19 protein-coding genes and 1 pseudogene are annotated in these 18,809 nt (G+C 71.0%); 9 read left to right on the forward strand and 11 right to left on the reverse strand.

The genetic code is table 11. The features are described from left to right. The 6 genes from GGE06_RS09405 to GGE06_RS09430 form a co-directional block, all read right to left on the reverse strand. Entirely contained in the window at nucleotides 1-840 is an 840-nt protein-coding gene (locus tag GGE06_RS09405) for a sugar phosphate isomerase/epimerase family protein (RefSeq protein WP_181924392.1), read from the reverse strand. After that, on the reverse strand, nucleotides 837-1,628 hold the full coding sequence (locus GGE06_RS09410) for an SDR family NAD(P)-dependent oxidoreductase (RefSeq protein WP_116156955.1): 792 nt from the start codon (nucleotides 1,626-1,628) through the stop codon (nucleotides 837-839). The genes GGE06_RS09405 and GGE06_RS09410 overlap by 4 nt, the downstream gene beginning before the upstream one ends. Then, nucleotides 1,622-2,773: an alcohol dehydrogenase catalytic domain-containing protein gene (locus tag GGE06_RS09415; protein ID WP_116156954.1), complete on the reverse strand. Its 1,152-nt coding sequence runs from the start codon at nucleotides 2,771-2,773 to the stop codon at nucleotides 1,622-1,624. Before GGE06_RS09415 ends, GGE06_RS09410 begins: the two co-directional genes overlap by 7 nt. Further along, nucleotides 2,770-3,834 (reverse strand): ROK family protein, encoded by a 1,065-nt coding sequence (locus GGE06_RS09420; protein ID WP_184930509.1) that lies wholly within the window; start codon nucleotides 3,832-3,834, stop codon nucleotides 2,770-2,772. The genes GGE06_RS09415 and GGE06_RS09420 overlap by 4 nt, the downstream gene beginning before the upstream one ends. Further along, nucleotides 3,831-5,054, reverse strand: coding sequence for a sedoheptulose 7-phosphate cyclase (locus GGE06_RS09425; protein WP_116156952.1), 1,224 nt, complete (start codon nucleotides 5,052-5,054; stop codon nucleotides 3,831-3,833). The genes GGE06_RS09420 and GGE06_RS09425 overlap by 4 nt, the downstream gene beginning before the upstream one ends. 209 nt (nucleotides 5,055-5,263) lie before the next feature. Then, nucleotides 5,264-5,722, reverse strand: a complete 459-nt coding sequence (locus GGE06_RS09430; protein WP_116156951.1) for a MarR family transcriptional regulator — start codon at nucleotides 5,720-5,722, stop codon at nucleotides 5,264-5,266. Nucleotides 5,723-5,883: 161 nt separating this feature from the next. On the opposite strand from GGE06_RS09430, the gene GGE06_RS09435 reads away from it, so the two are divergent. The 6 genes from GGE06_RS09435 to GGE06_RS09460 all read left to right on the forward strand — a co-directional run bounded on the left by GGE06_RS09435 (nucleotide 5,884) and on the right by GGE06_RS09460 (nucleotide 11,704). Next, nucleotides 5,884-7,119 (forward strand): MFS transporter, encoded by a 1,236-nt coding sequence (locus tag GGE06_RS09435; protein ID WP_184930510.1) that lies wholly within the window; start codon nucleotides 5,884-5,886, stop codon nucleotides 7,117-7,119. Nucleotides 7,120-7,764: 645 nt separating this feature from the next. Further along, on the forward strand, nucleotides 7,765-9,369 hold the full coding sequence (locus GGE06_RS09440; RefSeq protein ID WP_184930511.1) for an FAD-binding oxidoreductase: 1,605 nt from the start codon (nucleotides 7,765-7,767) through the stop codon (nucleotides 9,367-9,369). Between the two features lie 177 nt (nucleotides 9,370-9,546). Beyond that, on the forward strand, nucleotides 9,547-9,876 hold the full coding sequence (locus GGE06_RS09445) for a hypothetical protein (RefSeq protein ID WP_181924389.1): 330 nt from the start codon (nucleotides 9,547-9,549) through the stop codon (nucleotides 9,874-9,876). Beyond that, the gene (locus GGE06_RS09450; RefSeq protein ID WP_181924388.1) at nucleotides 9,807-10,142 is read left to right on the forward strand and encodes a TetR/AcrR family transcriptional regulator C-terminal domain-containing protein; all 336 of its coding nucleotides are present in this window, start codon (nucleotides 9,807-9,809) and stop codon (nucleotides 10,140-10,142) included. Before GGE06_RS09445 ends, GGE06_RS09450 begins: the two co-directional genes overlap by 70 nt. A gap of 142 nt (nucleotides 10,143-10,284) precedes the next feature. Beyond that, a complete protein-coding gene (locus tag GGE06_RS09455; RefSeq protein ID WP_184930512.1) occupies nucleotides 10,285-10,620 on the forward strand; it encodes a hypothetical protein in 336 nt (111 codons plus the stop codon). 10 nt (nucleotides 10,621-10,630) lie between these two features. After that, on the forward strand, nucleotides 10,631-11,704 hold the full coding sequence (locus GGE06_RS09460) for a M14 family metallopeptidase (RefSeq protein ID WP_184930513.1): 1,074 nt from the start codon (nucleotides 10,631-10,633) through the stop codon (nucleotides 11,702-11,704). Between the two features lie 31 nt (nucleotides 11,705-11,735). On the opposite strand, the gene GGE06_RS09465 is transcribed toward GGE06_RS09460, so the two are convergent. The 3 genes from GGE06_RS09465 to GGE06_RS09475 are packed head-to-tail and all read right to left on the reverse strand — an operon-like array spanning nucleotide 11,736 to nucleotide 14,224. Further along, the gene (locus GGE06_RS09465; protein WP_184930514.1) at nucleotides 11,736-13,136 is read right to left on the reverse strand and encodes a hypothetical protein; all 1,401 of its coding nucleotides are present in this window, start codon (nucleotides 13,134-13,136) and stop codon (nucleotides 11,736-11,738) included. A gap of 6 nt (nucleotides 13,137-13,142) precedes the next feature. Beyond that, nucleotides 13,143-13,913: a hypothetical protein gene (locus tag GGE06_RS09470; protein WP_116156944.1), complete on the reverse strand. Its 771-nt coding sequence runs from the start codon at nucleotides 13,911-13,913 to the stop codon at nucleotides 13,143-13,145. A 32-nt stretch (nucleotides 13,914-13,945) separates the two neighbouring features. Then, on the reverse strand, nucleotides 13,946-14,224 hold the full coding sequence (locus GGE06_RS09475) for an ABC transporter permease (RefSeq protein ID WP_116156943.1): 279 nt from the start codon (nucleotides 14,222-14,224) through the stop codon (nucleotides 13,946-13,948). Between the two features lie 281 nt (nucleotides 14,225-14,505). On the opposite strand from GGE06_RS09475, the pseudogene GGE06_RS09480 reads away from it, so the two are divergent. Beyond that, nucleotides 14,506-14,617: pseudogene (locus GGE06_RS09480) on the forward strand (IMP dehydrogenase); the annotation flags it as partial. A 622-nt stretch (nucleotides 14,618-15,239) separates the two neighbouring features. Here GGE06_RS09480 and GGE06_RS09485 read toward each other — a convergent pair. Both GGE06_RS09485 and GGE06_RS09490 read right to left on the reverse strand, forming a co-directional pair. After that, nucleotides 15,240-15,458 (reverse strand): hypothetical protein, encoded by a 219-nt coding sequence (locus tag GGE06_RS09485; RefSeq protein WP_184930515.1) that lies wholly within the window; start codon nucleotides 15,456-15,458, stop codon nucleotides 15,240-15,242. Between the two features lie 95 nt (nucleotides 15,459-15,553). Next, nucleotides 15,554-16,438: a LysR family transcriptional regulator gene (locus GGE06_RS09490; RefSeq protein WP_184930516.1), complete on the reverse strand. Its 885-nt coding sequence runs from the start codon at nucleotides 16,436-16,438 to the stop codon at nucleotides 15,554-15,556. Nucleotides 16,439-16,680: 242 nt separating this feature from the next. Here GGE06_RS09490 and GGE06_RS09495 point away from each other — a divergent pair, with 242 nt between their 5' ends. Together GGE06_RS09495 and GGE06_RS09500 are read left to right on the forward strand one after the other, a co-directional pair. Next, entirely contained in the window at nucleotides 16,681-17,289 is a 609-nt protein-coding gene (locus tag GGE06_RS09495; RefSeq protein WP_116165122.1) for a CatB-related O-acetyltransferase, read from the forward strand. Nucleotides 17,290-17,487: 198 nt separating this feature from the next. Then, nucleotides 17,488-18,789 (forward strand): erythromycin esterase family protein, encoded by a 1,302-nt coding sequence (locus GGE06_RS09500; protein WP_184930517.1) that lies wholly within the window; start codon nucleotides 17,488-17,490, stop codon nucleotides 18,787-18,789. Nucleotides 18,790-18,809 lie beyond the last annotated feature (20 nt).

Below are 18,809 nucleotides of genomic sequence, written 5' to 3' on the forward strand. Positions count from 1 at the left end.
TCAGCTCCTTGGATGGTCCGGGACGGTGGCCGGCAGATCCGCCCGCCCGGCGCGGGCACGCCCGATGTCGAGGGCGAGGCGACCGAGGTCGCCGTCGCGGTAGTCGTTCTCCAGGACCAGCGCCCCGGGAGGCGCGCCCGCGTGGGCGAGGAGCGCGGCCAGGGCCTCCCACACCCCGCCGTCCCCGTCCCCGAGCAGCTCGTGGCCCACGATGCCGCCGGTGCCGTCCTTGAGGTGGACCTGCGGCGCGATCCACGGGTGCGTCGCCTCGATCAGCGCCAGGACGTCGACCCCGTACACCCGCGGGTTGTACGTGTCGAGCACCAGCCGGAAGCAGGGGGCGGCCACCTGCTCCACGAGGGCCCGCGCGGCGGCGGGTTGCAGGGCGTTCTCGCTGGCCAGGAGCAGTCCGCGCGCGTCGGCCTCCCGTGCCGCCCAGGCCAGGACGGCCGCGGTGCGCCTCAGGTCGTCCGGGCCGTCGATGGCGCTGCGGCGGAAGCTGGGGGCGAACGCCAGGGGCACGCCCAGGGCCCGGGCCGTGTCCAGGACGCGGACCAGGACGCGCCGGGCGCGCAGCGCGTCCCGGCTGCCGGCCGGCGCCGTGAGCCCGATGTCGTTGAGGGTGTTGCCCGCGACCCCGAGCAGCTCCACGCCGTGCGTGGCACTGTCGTCGCGGAGCCGGTCGATGGTGCCCGGAGCGTCGAGCCACGGCCCCCGGCCCGGTCCGCCGAGGTCGAGCTGGAGGCCGTCGGCGCCCGCCCGCCGGGCCAGCGCGGCGGCGCCGAAGTGGTCCCCCGGCAGCCGCCAGCCGGCGAGTCCCACCCGGGGGGACCGGGTCACGACGCCGTCCGCGCGGCAAGGGCACGGCTCTGGGAGACCGGCATCCCCTCGCCGACCGGACGCCAGGTGCCGGAGGCGTCGACCACGAGGTGCGCGCCGTGCAGTCCGGCACCCGACGTCGCCGCCAGCTCGCGGGCCAGCGGCCCGAAACCGGCCGGTGTCATGTAGGCGCTGTAGTCGAAGTCCTCGGGGCGGCGGCGCCGGATCCCGGGGGTGTCGACCATGCCGGCGGGAAGGGCCTGGACGATGCGCAGGGCCTCCCCGTCGGGCGACTGGGCGCTCTCCTCCTGGGCGACGGAGTCGAGCAGCGCCGAGGCGGCGGCCTTCGAGGCGGCGTACCCGGACCGGCCGGGACCGGCGTTGTAGACGACCTCGGAGGAGATCCCGAGGAACACGCCGGGGGAGTCGGGGCGGCGCAGCGCCGGGAGCGTCCGGTCCAGCGTCAGCCACAGGCCGTGCAGGTTGACGTCGATCTGGCGGCGCCACTCGGCCACGTCACAGTCCCGGAACAGGGCGCGCCCGGCGCCGTAGTGGACCGCCGAGTAGCAGACGGCGTAGAGGGGCTGTGCCGCCGCCTCGTCCAGGGCCTCGACGACCCGGTCGGGGTCCGTGAGGTCCGCGGACCTCCAGCGCAGCCGGCCGGCACCGGGGCCGGCCGGGGCGGACCTGCTGAGCACCGTCACGTCGAGGCCGGCGTCGGCCCAGGCGTCGGCGACGCCGCGGCCGATGCCAGTGGAGCCGCCGACCACCAGCGCGCGGCGGTCGTTCTGACCTTGTGCTGTCACCATTTCTCCCTGGGTGGGGCCGGTGCCGGGGCGAAGCGCACGGCGAGTTTGAGGAGCCGGTTGCCGTCGACGGTCCGTCGGCGGCCGGCCGCGAGGCCGTTCATGATGCGGGCGGCCTCGGCGGGCTCCACGACGTGGGTGACCAGGTCGCGGTAGAGCTCCGGGTGCTGCCACAGTTCGGCGGCCGCCTCCAGGAGGTGGCCGTTGCCCACGCCGCGGTGGCCGGTCAGCCGGACGCGCCGGCCCTCGGCCGTGGTCGCCTCGGTGAACACCGCCGGCACGGGGCGCCCGGCACAGTTGGCGGCCCGTACGGCGGCGAGGTCGACCCCGGGCAGGAGGGCGCTGGCGGCGCCCGGCGGGAGGCCGCCGAACAGGTCGACGGTCAGGTTGCCGCCGCCTCCGAGCCGCAGTGCGGAGGCGAGGGCATCCAGGGTCCCGTCGCGCGGGGTGGCCAGCAGGGCGGCCGTGGGCCCGTCGCCGAGCGGCGGCAGCCCGCCCGGGGCCTCTCCGCCCACCGCCTCCGTGCCGGTGACGGGGTGCCGTTCGCTCCACCGCCGTCCCTCGGGCGTGTGGTGCACGAGCAGGACGCGGACGCCTGTCCCGAGCAGGCCGCGGGCGGCGCGTACGGCGAGCTGGCCGATGTTCCCGTCGCCGTACACGACCAGGGTGCGCGGGCGGGCCGCCGCGAGCAGGCCGAGGGCGTACCGTACGGCCGCCAGCGGTTCGACGAGGGTGCCCAGTTCGGCGTCGGGTACCTGCTCCAGCGGGACGACGAGGCCGCCGCGCACTGCTGTGGCGGGGATGAGGGTGAACTCCTGGAGCAGCCCGTCGACGTTGTGCCCGAGCAGGAACGACGGGTCGTCCCCGTGGGTCGGGTTGACGACGACGGGGGTGCCGGGCGCCAGGGAGGCGGGGATGCCCGGGCCGGCGGCGACCACCCGGACGACGCCCTCGTGGCCGATGACGGGCGCCGGGTCGTCGCGCAGCCCGCGCAGCATCTGGATGTCCGTCCCGCACAGCCCCGCCACCGGGGTGGTCACCAGCAGTTCGCCCGGGGAGGGGTACGGGGTGGGGCGCAGCCGCAGGTGGACCTTCCCCGCCTCGCGGACGAGCGCCCGGTGGCCGGGAAGGTCCCTCGGCGCCGTCATGCCGCCGCTCCGGAGGACGCGGACACGCCCGCGACCGTCACTCCGGCGCGGGTCGCGATCCCCGCGCCCACCAGGCCGTCGGCCTCCCCGGGGGCGGTGACGGTGATGCGCCGCTCCCACCAGTCGGGGGTGTGCTCGCTGGTCAGGTACAGCCCCTGCCGGGCGAGGGACGTCAGCAGGGCGCGCCGGTAGTGGTCGCCGAGGCCGTGCACGACGCCGCCGGTCAGGATCGCCTCGTCGATCTCGGGATCGAGGCACAGGGCGGTGCGCAGGACGTCCGCGACGGGAGCGGTGACCGCGTCGAGGAGTTCGCCCGCGAGGGCGTCCCGCTCGTCGAGGGCCCCGCGCAGTGCTTCCTCGAAACCGAGGCCGCCGGCCGTCAGGGCGCCGAGCCGGGAGTGCGACCAGCGGCTCGGCTCCCGCTCCTTGAGGACGCCTGCGGCCCGCGCGATGCCGGGGCCGGAGGAGTACGCCGCCAGGTGCCCGGGCTTCCCGCAGTCGCAGGTCGCCTCGAGCGGCCGTCCGGCCAGTTCCGCGTGGGCCGGCAGGTGGCCGATCTCGCCCTGCAGCCCGCTGCTGTCCACCGGGATCAGGCCCCGCCGCCGGTCGATGACGCGGCAGGCGATGCCCGAGCTGACGGTGGCCAGCAGGATCTTGCGGTGCGCGCCGCGGCCGGGATGCGCGGCGGCGTGCAGCAGCGCGGCCGTGACGTCGTTGACGATGTGCCAGTCGACGTCGCGGCGCCGGGCCGTGAGCGCCGCCCGCAGGTCGTACGGCTTGCTGTGCTCGCCCCACAGGGGCGCGGAGGCGTAGACGAGGCCGGAGCGGTGGTCGAGCGCGGCGCCGAAGGAGACGCCGGCCACGGCGCCCGGTGTCTTGGGCACCGCGTCGCACAGGTCCTTGACCATCATGGCCCGCAGCTCGGCGACGTCGGCGCGGGGGAAGCGCCTGAAGCTGGGGGAGGGGCGCGAGGTGCGGGCGCGCAGCTCGCCCCCGGGTAGCCACCACGCCTGGCGGATGTGGGTACCGCCGACGTCGAAGACGGTGACGGCGGCGCTCATATCGCGGCGCCGGCGAGCTCGCCGTTCCTGGTCGCCTTCCATCCGGTGACGAAGTCCAGCGCGCGGCCCAGCTCTTCCGGGGTGAGGTCGTTGGCGAAGACCACGGAGCCGATGCCCCGGGTGAGGGGCACGCGCTGGAGCCCGTCGCGGTGCTTGACCGCGTCTCCCAGGGCCTCTTCGAGGAGCTCGCGGGTGAAGGTGGGGTGGGCGACGGGCAGGCCCAGGTCCTGCATCAGCTTCAGTGCCCGGCCGGTGTCCTCCTGCGACAGGTGCCCGCGCAGGTGGGCGAGGGCGAGGCAGATCGCCATGTCGACGGCCACGGCCTCGCCGTGCAGCAGCGGGGGGTCGGCCCGCAGTTCCAGGGAGGGGCTGAAGGTGTGACCGTAGTCGACCGACCTCTCCAGGACCTGCTCCCAGAGGTTGGGCTCCAGCTCGTCGAGCATGCCGGAGATCGCCCGGGACAGGACCTCGCTCACCGCGGAGCCGCAGCCGGCCAGGGTGTCGGCGGTGATGGTGCCGGCCGTGGCCTCCAGCAGGTCGAAGAGGGCGGCGTCTTTGACCAGCGCCATCTTGACGATCTCGGCCATGCCGTTGGCCACGTGCCGAGGGTCGATGGTACGCAGGAACTCGGGGTCGATCAGGGCGAGTTCCGGCGCGAAGTAGGAGCCCAGGCGGTTCTTGTGGTGACCGTAGTTGATCCCGGTCTTGACCCCGATGCCCGCATCGATCTGGCCGATCAGCGTGGTGGGGACGCGGACGTAGGGCACGCCGCGGCGGTACATGCTCGCGGCGAAGCCGACGATGTCCAGGACGACGCCGCCGCCGACGGCGACGACCTTCTCGGCGCGGCGCAGGATCCCCATGCGCGACATGGCTTCGGTGACGAGGACGGCCTGTTCCAGGTACTTCGCCTCCTCGTCGCCCTGGACGACCTGCCAGGTCGCCTCGATCCGCCAGTGGGCGAAGTACGCCTCGAACCGGTCCCGGTAGAGCGCGTCGACGGCGGCGTCGATCACCACCAGGGAGCGGAAGGGCCGTCCCCAGCCGCCGCCGCAGGCGTGGGCGAGGGTGGGGTTCTCGGGGTCGAGCAGCCCGCGCACCATGCTGACGCTGTAGGCGACGGGCTGTTTGGCCCGGACGTTCCAGTGCAGCCCGGGGGGTTTGGGAAGGTCGGCAGTCGAATTCAGGCCGGCGGGCCGGGGCGTTGCGGTACCAGGCATGGCAGGACCTCCACGGGATCGATGGGGATCGATGGGGACCAACGGCGGCAGACCGTCCGAAGAGGGTCGGCCATCGAGTTCGAACGCTAGGTCGTCACATGAATGCATTTCAACGTGACCATGCTCACAGTGAATGCATTCAGATGCATGTAATTAGGTGAGCTGGAGCCAAGCCTCCGAGGCCTCGGGGGGCCGCGGACGGGGGAGGGTCAGTCCACCGGCATGGCCGGCGCGTACCGGAGCCGGGCGATGAGCGCGGCCGTGGAGTCGCTGACCGCGGCCGCGTCGAAGGTCTCGGCCAGTGCCTTCCGCAGGGTCTGCTCCGCCGCCCCGGCGACCTGCCGGCCCGCCTCGGTGACCTGCACGTCCACCCCGCGCTTGTCGTCGGCGGCGGAGCGGCGTGCGACCCACTCGGCCTCTTCGAGTCGGGCGACCATCCGGCTGACGGAGGGCTGGTTGGTGCCCAGTGCCCGCACGAGCTCGGAGATCCGAAGGGTGCCGTCCCGCCGCTCCGACAGGGAGAGCAGGAGCAGGAGTTCACCGGTGGAGACGCCGTGGTTGCGGGCCAGCCGCTTGCTGGCCGTCGAGTTGACCTGCTCCATCAGGCGGGCCAGCTGCCGCCAGAGGGCGAGTTCGTCCAGCTCGCCGCCGGGTCCCCAAGTCTCCATCGGTGCGGCCCTTCGCTGAGTCTTGCCGGACGTTCTGTTCACCCGCTTGTCACGTCGCCCAGCGTAACTCCTTGCGCCGGTTGACCGCACCCTCGTGTTCGTTCATCATTTACATGCAACTGAATGCATCTGAAAGTGCTCCCCAGAAAGGCTCGGTCACCATGCCCTTACCCCTTCTCGCCCTGATGCTCGGGGTCTTCTGCGTGGGCACCGCCGAGATCGCCATCGCGGGAATCCTCCCCGAAATGTCCGCCGACCTGGGCGTGTCCGTCCCCACGGTCGGCCTCCTGGTCACCGGCTACGCGCTGGGCGTGACCATCGGCGGCCCGATCATCACCCTGCTGACCGCCAAGTGGTCCCGTAAGGGCCTGCTGCTCGGGCTGATGGGCATCTTCATCGTGGGCAACGTCGTCGCGGCACTGGCACCCAACTACGGGATGCTGATGGGAGCGCGGATCTTCACCTCCTTCAGCCACGGCACCTTCGCCGCCGTGGCCTGGCACGTCGCCGCCCTCATGTCCCCCCCGGACAAGCAGGCGACCGCCATGGCCAAGATCGCACTGGGCTTCAACTTCGCCAACGTCCTCGGCTCCCCCATCGGAACACTCATCGGCCAGCAGTTCGGCTGGCGTTCCACCTTCGTCTTCATCACCGTCTTCGCCGTGGCCTGCGTCGCCCTCATCTACGCCTTCGTCCCCAGCGGCCTCAGCACCACGGACGACGAGGACACCGAGAAGGACGTCTCCCTGCGCGACCAGCTGAAGGTGTTCCGCAGCGGAAGCCTCCAACTGTCCATGCTGATCACCGTCCTCGCCCAGGGCGCCGTCTTCACCACCTCCACCTATCTGGCCCCCCTGCTCCGCGACGTCAGCCACTTCGCGCCCGCCATGGTCGGCATCCTGCTGATCGTCTTCGGTATCGGCTCGGTCCTGGGCAACATCCTCGGCGGCAGGGCCGCGGACACCAACGTCATGCGCGGCGTACTCACCGCCCAGACGGCCCTGCTGGCCTCACTCGTACTCTTCTGGGCCCTCAGCCCCTACAAGATCCCTGCCGCCGCCGCCCTCTTCCTGTTCGGCGCCGCCGGCTTCTCCATCATCCCCGCCCTCCAGGCCCGCATCCTCTCCGTGGCCGCCGCCGCCCCCGCACTCGCCCTCTCCGCCAACGTCTCCGCCTTCAACCTCGGCAACGGCCTCGGCGCCTGGCTCGGCGGCACCACCATCGACCTCGGCCTCGGCGTCCGCGACGTCACCCTGACCGCCGCCCTGGCCACCACCACGGCCCTGCTCCTCTCCCTCGCGATGTGGGCCCGCACCCGCCGACCGGACACCGAACTCCCCACCCTCGACACCACCCCGAGCGCCACCGACACCCCGGTCCACCAGAAAACCCCGTAGCACCCCACTCCGACCGCACGGCCGAGGGCCGCACCCCCCCGAGGGCGGGCGCGGCCCCCACGCATGCCCGTCCAGGACCCGGCACACGAACAATCCCCAGGTCTTGAGACACCCGTCTCCACATGGCCCACGAGGCGACCCGGGAAGACGCCCTCCGAACGACGAGCCGCAGTACCTCCAGGACACGCTGCATCCCGCAGCGGCGGGGATGCTCCCACCACCCTGCACCGCCCGGTACCGCCCGAGCGCAGTCAGGCGCGCAACTGGTCCAGTCCGCTGCCGATCGCCTCTCGGAGCACGTCGTGCTGGGGGCCCAGCCCGAACTGTCCCTCGCTCCACCGATCGCGCGTCGGCGCCGAACCTCTGCAGCGCTGTTCCAGCGCCGCTGCTCCTCGCTCGCGCGGGGACGACCCCGGCCGGCCGTCGCCTGTCCGTCACGACAAACAGACCTGCCCCCCGCGCCCCCGGCTCGCCCGCCTCGACCGGGTTCCCCGCCGCCGCGAGCACCGGCTCGGTCCACGACACGGCACGGCACGGTCAGGCTGCGGGCGAACCCCCGGAGCACAAAAGCCCACCTCGCGGAACCACCACCCCCCATTCGCACTCTGCCTATACGACAGCAGAGCATCGTGAACGGAGGCCGCCATGAACCGGCGCACACTGCTCGCAGCGGGTACGGGCTACACGGCGGCCGCCGCCTGGACGATGGGTTGGGGCAGCGGTCAGGTGAGGGCCGCGTCCAGCAGCGGTTCCGCCGCTGCCACCAGTGGGCAACGGCCCTCGGGCCCCGCATCCGGCGCAGCCGGCAGCCAAGAGGTCGCGCCCCGCGCCGCTGACTGGTCCGCGCTCGACAGGGGCCTCCAGGGAGGTCTGATACGTCCGGGCGATGCCGACTACGCCATCGCCCGCCAGCTGTACAACACCCGCTTCGACAGTCTGCGCCCCGCCGCCGTCGCCTACGTGGCCAACACCGCGGACATCGCCGAGTGCCTGGCCTTCGCACGCCGCCACGGTACCCCCGTCGCCATCCGCAACGGCGGGCACTCCTACGCCGGTTGGTCCAGCGGCAACGGACGCCTCGTCATCGACGTCTCCGCGCTGAAGTCCATTCGCAGTGACTCCGGCAGTGCAGTCATCGGGGCCGGTGCCAAGCTCATCGACGTCTACACCCAGCTCGGCGCGCGAGGCGTCACCATCCCCGGCGGATCCTGTCCCACGGTCGGCATCTCCGGCCTGACGCTCGGGGGCGGCCACGGAGTGGTCTCGCGCTCCTACGGGCTCACCTCCGACAACCTCACCGGCGCCCGCATCGTCACCGCCGACGGCAGGACCCTCGACGTGTCCAAGGACCGGGAGAGCGACCTGTTCTGGGCGCTGCGCGGCGCAGGAAACGGAAACTTCGGCGTCGTCACCGAACTCCGGTTCCGCACCCACAAGGCCGCCGACGGCGTCACCGCGTACATGACCTGGCCCTGGTCCAAGGCCGCCGCCGCACTCCGCTCCTGGCAGGAGTGGGGTCCCGCCCAGCCCGACGAGATCTGGTCAGCGCTGCACCTGTCCGCCGTCGCCGGCCGGACCCCCACCGTCTCCATCAGCTGCTTCTCACTCGGCACGTACGGCGACTTGCAGAACGCCGTCGACCGACTGGCGGACCGCGCCGGCGGCCCCGGCGCCGCCTCCCGCATCACCATGCGCCGCCGCGGCTACCTCGACACCATGCGGATGTACGCGGGCTGCGCGACGAAGCCCACCGCCCAGTGCCATCTGCCCGGCAGAACCCCGGGGCGGCAGCCCACCGGCGTACTCCAGCGGGAGACGTACGCGGCACGCTCGGACTTCTTCAACCGCTCACTGAGTACTGCCGGCATCCGGTCACTGCTCGACCAGGTCGAACGCCACGGACGCAGCAGCAACAGCGGCGCCGTCTCCATCGCGCTCACCGCCTTGGGCGGCGCGGTCAACCGCGTTTCCCCACAGGCGACCGCCTTCATACACCGCAACTCACGCTTCCTGGCGCAGTACACCGCATCCTGGCCCGCCGGTCACACCGCCGGGCCGGCGACGGCCTGGCTGGACAGCACGCACACCGCGATGCGCCGGCACGCCTCGGGCGCGGCATACCAGAACTACACGGACGCAAGTCTGAGCAACTGGCGCTCCGCGTACTACGGCTCGGCCGCTCACCGACTGGCTGAGCTGAAGAGGCGCTACGACCCGAGCAGGATGTTCGACTTCCCACAGGCTCTGTGAACCGACGCGGGGTGCCGTCACACAGCGGCACCCTGAACCACCGCCGCCGGAAGCACGGTGTGCGCTGCCCACCCCTGCGAGGCTTGCAGGCGCGTCTGCGATGCGGTCGTAGGAGTCGTCCGAACCGCTCGTACTCCTCCGCTTCCAGTAGTGTCGGCGAGCCGTTTTCATCGGCCGTTGCCCGGCCGCAGGTGTGGGTGGTGGACCCTGCTCGACGGCCTGGTCGAGGCCTTCTTCGCCGAGGTCAACGACCGGCTGCGGACCTCGGCCGAAAAGACCTCCGCCGACTGGGAGATCGCGTCGAGCGGCCCGTCCTGGCGCGCCGAACTGCACCGGATCGCGCGCGCCTTCGCCGCCACGGTGCACACCCACCCCGAGATCCTGCTCGTGGTGGCCACGCGCCCGCTGAGCGTACCGGTGGCCGGCGCCCCGCGCCGGTGCTCAAACTCACCGAGCACATCCTTGAGGTACGCGGCCGGGCCGGCTTCGACGACGCCACGACGCTGACGATCTACCGCGCGTTCGCGGCCTGGATCCTCGGCTGCCTCCTCGTGGACAAACGCCAGACGGTCGACAACCCCGAGGAGCCGGACCTCATGCTCCGCCTGGGCCTGTACCGGATGCCCGCCGCCGAGTACCCGCGGCTGCGCGCACTCGTCCCGCGACTGGCCGAGTACGACGACGAGCAGGAAATGATCGCGGGCCTCGACTGCCTGCTGAGCCGGATGCCTGAGGCACCCCTTGACTCGTTCTACGGCGGAAGCGCAGGCTGAAAGTACAAGGTGAACATCGGGTATACGCGTATATCCGTCCACAATAGATGTTCCGCGTTCCCCGTATTCGCCAGCCTGCGCGCCGTCCCGGCAGCTCTGGCAGCGCTGATGAGGGCCCGACGGCGCCCGAAGGAGGCCCGTCATGTCCAACGAGTACGCGATCCTCCGCGTCCGGGTCACTGCGAAGGACGCCGACACCCTGCGCGCACTCCTTCGCGATACGCGTCCCGACGTCGGCGGCCGGATCGGCCAGGACGAGGACGGCAGTCTGAGTTTCGACGCCTACGTATCTCCCGAGAAGGCCCAGGCCCTCCCCCGCGAGGGCGTCACGGTCACAACCCTGGACTACGACGCCACAGCCACCGGACGCGCCCGCCAGGCCGAGGTCGGCCAGGGAGACCAGTTCGCTCCCGCGGACGCGGTTCCCCAGGGACTCGCCCTCAAGGTGAAGGACAGTAAGGGCGCCAAGGACGCCTAGGAGGGACGCCATGTCGTACCTGAACATCGTCGAGGTCGAGTCGGCCGTGGCCAGCCTGGCCACCGCGTTCCCCCACACGTGCGAGCTCATCGACCTGCCCGAGCGCTCCTTCGAGGGCCGGGCCGCCCACGCTCTGCGGATCGGCACCGCCGAGCCGGGGGTCAATGACGCCGTCGTACTGATCGGTGGCGCGCATGCCCGGGAATGGGGCAGTTGCGAAATCCTCGTCAACCTCGCGGCCGACCTGCTGCACGCGCACAGCGGCGGTACGGGCCTCACCTACGGAGGTACCAGCTTCACCTCCGCCCAGGTGCACGGCATCCTCGACGGACTAGACGTCGTCGTGTTCCCGCTCGTCAATCCGGACGGCCGGCACTACAGCCAGACCGTCGATCCGATGTGGCGCAGGAACCGCAATCCGGCCCAGTCCGGCGGCCACCCGGAAGCAGTCGGCGTCGACATCAACCGCAACTACGACCACCTCTTCGACTTCGAGACCGCCTTCCACCCGAACGCCCCGGTCCGGGTCTCGGCCGACCCGGCCGACCCGGATCAGGTGTACCAGGGACCCAGTGCCTTCTCGGAGCCCGAGACCCGCAACGTCCGTTGGCTGCTCGACGAGTTCCCGCGGACCCGCTGGTTCGTCGACGTGCACAGCTACACCCAGGACATGCTCTACGTGTGGGGTGACGACAACAACCAGTCCGTCGACCCGACCAGGAACTTCCGGAACCCCGCCTTCGACGGCAAGCGCGGACTGAAACAGGACCTGCTCTACGCGGAGTTCGTCCCGAAGACCGACACTGACGACTCCGCAGTGCTCGCCGAGCAGTTCTGCAAGGCGCTGAGGGGCGTCCGGGGCAAGAACTACACCCCGCAGCCCGCCTTCGATCTGTACCCGACCTGCGGAACCAGCGACGACTACGCCTACGCGCGCCACATCGTCGACCCGCAGAAGGGCAAGATCCTGGCCTTCACGGTCGAGTGGGGCAAGAGCTTCCACCCACCGTGGGCGGAGATGGAGAAGATCGTCCTCGATGTCGACGCCGGGCTCGTGCAGTTCTGCCTGACCGCTGGCACCTAAGCCGTGCCGTACGGGGTGGAGGCCCATAGGCCTATGCGGTCCGGTGGTAGAAGAACGGGTCGATGGACGGGGGTACCCGCGTCACGTTGTCGAGGTCGAGCAACTGGTGGCTCACGAAGTCGGCGTGACGCTGGTACGTCACTCCCTCCGGGAAGTTGGCGTGGTCGGGCGTGTTGTTGCCCGAGAACACCCCGTAGAAGTCGCGGCCGACCGTGAGCAGCCGGATGTAGTCGCCCAGGAAGGGCAGGAAGCGCGCCGTGGGCACGTTGGCCGGTGCCTGGTGCAGCACGTGGCGCTCCGGCGGGGTCTGCCAGTCGTCGGCCGTCAGCTCCAGCACCGTCGCCCATTGTTCTTGACCGAACTGTTGGTAGGCCAGTCCGAGCAAGCCGTCCGTGTTCACGGCCAGCGCCGGGTTCTTGGCGTTGGTGACGGTACGGACGTCGTCCGACCAGGTCTGCCCGAAGTCCGTCGAATGGCGGACGTGCAGGATGCAGCCGACCCCCGCCGACGCTCCGACACGGTCGCACCAGGCCACCCGGACGCGGGCCGCGTCCGTGGGGTCCACCGCGATCGCGAGATCGCCGCCGAGGCGCTCCTGGCCCATGAACGCGTTGAACTTCTCCACCCGCCCCGTCGCCACGCGCTGGCCGATGGCCGAGTCGTCGGCGTCCTTGAGGTCCTGGAAGGGGTTCGCCCCGACGCCTCCGCTGTCGTCACGGGTGACCACGACGTCGAAGGTGACGTTCACGATGTCGCCGCCGCCGTCGGTGGCGTTCTGCCAGCTCTCGAACGTCGCGTAGACCGTCCCCTCGGGGTGGAGTGCGATCCGTACCGGCGGCCCGTCCTGGCCGTCCGGGGTGCGCTGTTCGACGCGGTTTCGGACGAATCCGGCGGGCGGCGCTGCCGTGCGGGCGCCGTCGGAGACGTCCACGGCTGCGGTTCTGGGAGCCCGCCCCAAGTCGTTGTTGGCGACGTAGACGCGGTCGCGGGTGACTCCGTCGGTCTCGAAGCTCCCGGCCACAACCGCCGGCTGGTCCGGCCTGTCCCGGGAGACGAGGACCTCCATGGGTGCCGTCGAGGAGATGCCCGGAGAGCGCAGGATCTGCATGCGCAGGATGTCCTGCAGGGAGGCCTTGGCGTTGAGGATGCCCGCGTAGAGGGCGCCTCCCTCGGACGCGAAGCTGACCGATATGTCTCCGGTGCCCAGCGTCGGGGTACCACCGGGGACGATGCTTCTCAGGATCCAGGTGTCGCCGCCGTCGGTCGACACGTAGATCGGGGCGAGGGAGCCTCCCATCGGGTCGGGGGTGAACGCGGTCGCGACCACCTCGTTGGGGTGTTCAGGGTTGACCGCGAGGTCGGGCTCGGCGTCCTGGGTGCGGTTGCCGCTCAGCGCGACGGGGGTGATGTTGACGATTTTGAGCGTGGGCATGTCCGCTCACCTCCGTGCCTGCAGCGTTTCGAGCTTCTGCACCGGCTGGTAGTCATCTGGGTGGAGGATCTGGAACGGGGCCCACTCGGCCAGGGCGCCCTCGGTGGCGTGCAGGAACCACATCCCCTCCTGCGAGGCATGCGGCTTGGGCGCCTGGAACCAGCGGAAGTCCCGGCTGTTGGGGTAGAGCACCGTGATCGGCCCCTCGGTGACGTCCCCCTGCTCCACGTGCCCCACGTCGAGCTGCGCGAGCCACCAGTTGGGGGTGTGTTCCGAGACGCCCTCGACGCCTGCCTGCTCGCCGCCCGCCTGTCTGCGGCCCGCCTGCTCCAGGCCCACGACGACGCCGATCACGACCGCGTCCGCTTCGTCGGCGTGAGTGACCATGTCCTCGTCCTCGATGTCGCGCTCCAGCGCGGAGAACGGCATCGCGTCGGCGGTTCTGGCGGCACGGGAGAGGTGCGGCTGGACCGCGTCCGCGGGCAGCCGTCCGACCTCATGGACGGCGAGCCCCTGACCGTAGACCGTTCCGTCGGTGAAGAAAGCGGCCGCGTCGCCGACGGCCGGCGGGTCGAGTTCCGCCGACAGTTGTACGGTGACCTCGCTGCCGGCGAGCTTCTTGAAGGCGTCGGGTGCGTGCAGGACCGCGTCCACCTGGACCACGGCGGTCCGTTCGTCGACCGGTACGTCCGCCACTCGCGCGTCACCGAGCCGCGTGACCGTACCGACGAAGCTGAGCGGCGCCTTCCGGATGAGTTCCCTCACGTCCTCGGGCATGGCGATCCTCCTCTCGCCTCAGCCCGGCTCCGCTATCGCAAGGCGTGCGCGCCGGCTGGGTGGGTTCTGCGCCACTCCATCCGCGCACCGAGGGCGCACAGGACGGTGACCAGGGCCGTAACGGCCACGATGAGCCACTCTAGGGCGCCGCTCCCGGCATCGGGCTCGACGCCGAAGAGGAGTTCGATCCAGTCGCGCCAAACGAGCGTCACCAGGAAGAGCAGCCCGGACAGGGTTCCCAGGGCGGTCTCCGCCCAGAAGCGTGTGCGGACCGGGCCCACAGGGTGGTGTTGGAGTCTGTGGAGGGCCATCGCGCGGCCTCCCCTCTGTTACTGCACCGGCGCACAGCCCGCGCGGGGCGCCGGCTCGAGGTAAGGGTGCGGGTCACGGAAGCCATGGCCTCGCCGCCGCCGGCGCCCGTCAGAGGGTGTACCGGCGTACACCTACGATGCACACGTACTACGTCCAGTCTCCGCGCGCCTCCGACCTCGGTCAAGGCCTGCCGGAGGGCCCCGGGCACGGCGCTGGACCCGCCCGAGCTCTACGGGACCGGATCGGCCACGAGTCCCTCGACGTCGTCGAGGACATCGGCATCGGCGACGGCGCGGTCGGCCTGTCCGCCGGTGCTCGCCGCGAAGCGCCTCGGCTCGGAGCGGATCATCCTCATGGGCCGGCACGAGGCCCGACGAGCTTCGGCCCGACGTCCTTGAAGGCCGCGTCCAGCCCGGGCCGAGTCTTCGACCGCACCATCGACCTGGACCCGGCCGCCGACGGATACCGGGCCATGGTCGACCACGAGGCCCTGAAGGTCCTCATCCGGACCTGATCCGGCCACCGTCCGGGGCCAGTTCGACAAGCGGCGCCGCCGGGTGATTCGCAGATGTTCGCGACGCGTGGGCATTTACGCCGTCCACGACAGGACCTGGCACACACCTCACCCGGTGCCAGATTCCGGCTCGGTGGCTCCGGTGACTTCCGCTCAGAGGGTCGCGGCGTCCTGGGTGCCGTAGAACGGCGCCTTCTCGATGCGGCAGCCCGTGGTGCTCGGGCGGGCGCCGGCCATTACCTCGTCAAGCTTGACCAGCGACAGGTGACTGCCACGGCAGCTGCGCCGAACGTCAGGACCAAGATACGGACCATTTCCGAACCACCACCCTGCACTGCCGGCTCCAACCAGCATCGCTCCTGGTCAGTCCGGGTATGGCGCGTGTACCACCAGCAGACCAAGAACCTGCTGGTCAGCCCTGCCACGGTCTCTAATCGGTCAGGTCCGTTCCGGTTTGCCGAAGTCAGGGTGGCACGAGGGCGTGCTGCCTGGTCTACACCTCAGAAGAGCGCCTCTTCCTTCGTCGGATCGTCCTCCTCGAAGGGCAAGAACATGACACCGCCCAGCTCGACCTCCTGCTCTGACCCGTGACACAGAACCAGGTCCAAGGCGCGCTCGCGGGGCCGCGGGTGCTTGTGATCGGCGATCCGCCTGGTGCCAGGGTTCACGGCGACGGAGCGGCGGCAGACGTGGCAGGTGATACGCGGCCATGCGGGCATGACGAAGTTCCCTTCGCGGAAGGCGTGATGTGGGTGCATGCGTCCCGAGAACCGGGACGCCCGTGCGGGGCGCCGGTCCGGCCGTACGGAGTCCGTCAGGAACCACTCGGTTCGACCAGGCGGCCGACGTGTGCGAAGGAGCGGATCAGGTCGGTCTCGGTGGCGGTACGCCACAGCAGCGCCCAGCGGGCCGGAGGAGCGTCATGGACGGGGACGTACACGAGGTCCGCTCGGGCGTAGTACCGGCTGGCGTGGGAGTGCACGAACGCGACCGCCTCGCCATTGGACAGGATGGGAATCATCGCGGTCTCGGTGGCGACGGTCGGCCCCACCCGGAGCGGACGCCCGCTGGGGGTGTGGCTGGGCGTGAGGGCCTCGCTCCAGTAGCCGGGTTTGGCTCCGCCGATGACGACTTCGTCGGCCAGGTCCTCGTACGACACCGTCTCCCGCCGGGCCAGCCGGTGCCCGGCTCCGACGGCGAGGACGACGGGCTCGATCCTGACGACCGGCCCGACGGTGAGGTCGGCCTCCTCGACCGGCAGCCAGGCGATCTGGACATCGACGTCGCCGGCGCGCAGAGGCCCGAACGGGTCGCCGAATCCGACGTAGCGGATCTGGACGTCACACGTGGGGTGCCGGGCGGCGAAGGCGTCGAGGAGCGGCCGGAAATCCTGGACGTTGCTGGAAAGCATGCCCAGGCGCAGTACTTCGGTCTTTCCGCCGGCCGAGCGGATGGCACGCTCCACGGCTTCGTGCAGGCCGCGGTACACCGGCAGCAGGTCGGTGTAGAGCCGCCGGCCGATCGGCGTCATCGTCACGGCCCGGCTGTTGCGTTCGAACAGGGCTGTGCCGATACGGCGTTCCTGCTTCTTGATCGCCTGGCTGACGCGTGCGGGCGTCACGTGCAACCGCTCTGCGGTCCGGCCGAAGTGCAGTTCCTCGGCCAAGGTCAGGAAGATCTCGACGTCGCGCAGCTCCACGCAGACTCTCTTCGTCGTTAAGCGAGGAGTTAACGTACCTTATCGGACCCGCCGTTGTCGTCGGTGCCCGTCTGCGTCCAGGCTGGGCGCGCCGGGAAGGGGCTCCGTTCGGCAATGGCGCTCACCGGACTTCGGGTACCCGGCCCGGGAAGACACGATGGGATCGTGGCCCATCCAGCTACTTCGAAGAGGAGACAGCAGTGAAGGCACTCGTTCCCGCCGACCCGACCGCGCTGCACCCCATGCCCGACCAGCCGCGGGTGGTCCAGCTGAAGCCGCTGGTCACCTCGCCGCTGATCGAGGTGGGGGAGTACTCGTACTACGACGACCCCGACGACGCGACCGCGTTCGAGACGCGCAACGTGCTCTACCACTACGGGCCGGAGCGGCTGGTCATCGGCAGGTTCTGCGCGCTCGGCACCGGGGTGCGGTTCCTCATGAACGGCGCCAACCACCGCATGGACGGCCCCTCCACCTTCCCCTTCCCCACCATGGGCGGTTCGTGGGCCGAGCACTTCGACCTGCTCACCGGTCTGCCGAACCGCGGGGACACCGTCGTCGGCAACGACGTCTGGTTCGGCCGCGGTGTCACGGTGATGCCCGGCGTACGCATCGGCCACGGCGCGATCATCGCCGCCGGCTCCGTGGTCACCAAGGACGTCCCCGACTACGCGATCGTCGGCGGCAACCCGGCCGTTCTCATCCGCAGCCGCTACAACGAGGAGGACATCGCCCGGCTGCTGGCGGTGGCCTGGTGGGACTGGCCGGTCGAGCACATCACCGGCCACATCCGCACCCTCATGTCCGGCAGCGTCGACGACCTGGAGAAGGCGGCCCCCGTACAGCCGTAGAGGCACGTCACGCCCCACGCCGAGACGCGGGACCGCCGGGCTGCCGTCGAGCCGTCCGGCTTCCGTGAACCGGCGGCGCCGCGTGGCATCACCTCTCCGCCGCCGTGCTCCGGCGGTGCCCCTGCACGAGGCGCTCCTCACTCCCCACTCCCACCCTGCCCATCGATCCATTTTCCCGATACGAATCGAGTCGTCAGCATGTCGGCTGAGCCCCACTCCGTCTCGTTCGCCGACTGGCTCGGCGGCCATGCGATCCCGCTCACCCACCTCGACCCCGACGCGCCCCTCGACGACCTGGAACCGCTGCGCGACCTCATCGGCCATGCGCGTGTCGTCGCGATCGGCGAACACTCCCACTTCGTGGACGAGTTCATCCGGCTGCGCCGGCGTCTCGTGCGGTTCCTGGTCGAGCGCTGCGGTTTCACCGTCCTGGCCTTCGAGTACGGCTTCAGCGAAGGCTTTCTCCTCGACGCCTGGGGAAAGGGCGAGGGCACGGAAGGCGAACTGAGGGACCACCTCGCCGAGTCGATCCCGGTGGGCGTCGACGGACCGCTGCGCTGGATCCGCCGACACAATCAAGCAGCCCCGGCACCAGTGCGCTTCGCAGGCATCGACATCCCGGCCGCCGGTGGATCCCTGCTGCCCGCCCTGGCCCCGGTCGCCGACTATCTGCGTCAGGTCGACCCCGAAGCCCTCCCGCTCGTACAGAAGGCGATGCGGATCGCCGATTCGTTCGCCGGCGCCTCCGCGGCCGCCGCCGCACCCGCGTGGACCCGTCTGCCCGCCGCCGACCAGGACGCCCTCACCTCGACCCTGACACGCCTGCTCATCCGGTTTCGTGCCGTCGCACCGCTGTACGTCTCCCGCGGCGACCGGTACAGCTATGACATCGCCCTGCACCGCCTCGAAGGCGCCTGCCGGGCCGACCACGGATTCCGTGCCATGGCCGGCCTGTTCGCAGGGAACGGGCTGACCGCCGACACCTCGGCCCGGGACGTCTACATGGCCGAGTCCGTCCTGTGGCACCTGGAGCGCACCGAGCCCGGAACCCGCATCGTGCTGGCGGCCCACAACGCCCATATCCAGAAAACGCCGATCTCCTTCGACGGCCATCTCACCGGCTTCCCGATGGGGCAGCACCTGAGCGATGCTCTCGGCGACGACTACTTCGCCCTCGGACTGACCAGCTCCGGCGGGCACACCGCGGAAATGGTCCGCGACGAGCGGGCGCGCTTCGGCTTCACCATCGAGCACACCGCACTACAGCCGCCCGAACCGGGCAGCATCGAAGCCGCCTTCGCCGCGGCCGGCCTCGGGCTCAGTGTCGCCGGCCTCCACCAGGCGCGCACGGGGACCGCAGAACCCGCCTCCGCCCCCGACCGCATCCGGCTGCAGAGCGCCTTCTTGCACACCCCCGTCCTGGACGCGTTCGACGGCATCCTGCACACCCCGGCTTCCACCGTGACCGACGGCATCGGCGCCGAGTCGCCATCGCCGTGAACCCGCGATCCCCGACTGCG

Origin of the sequence: Streptomyces nymphaeiformis, assembly GCF_014203895.1 — a bacterium.
Lineage (GTDB): Bacteria > Actinomycetota > Actinomycetes > Streptomycetales > Streptomycetaceae > Streptomyces > Streptomyces nymphaeiformis.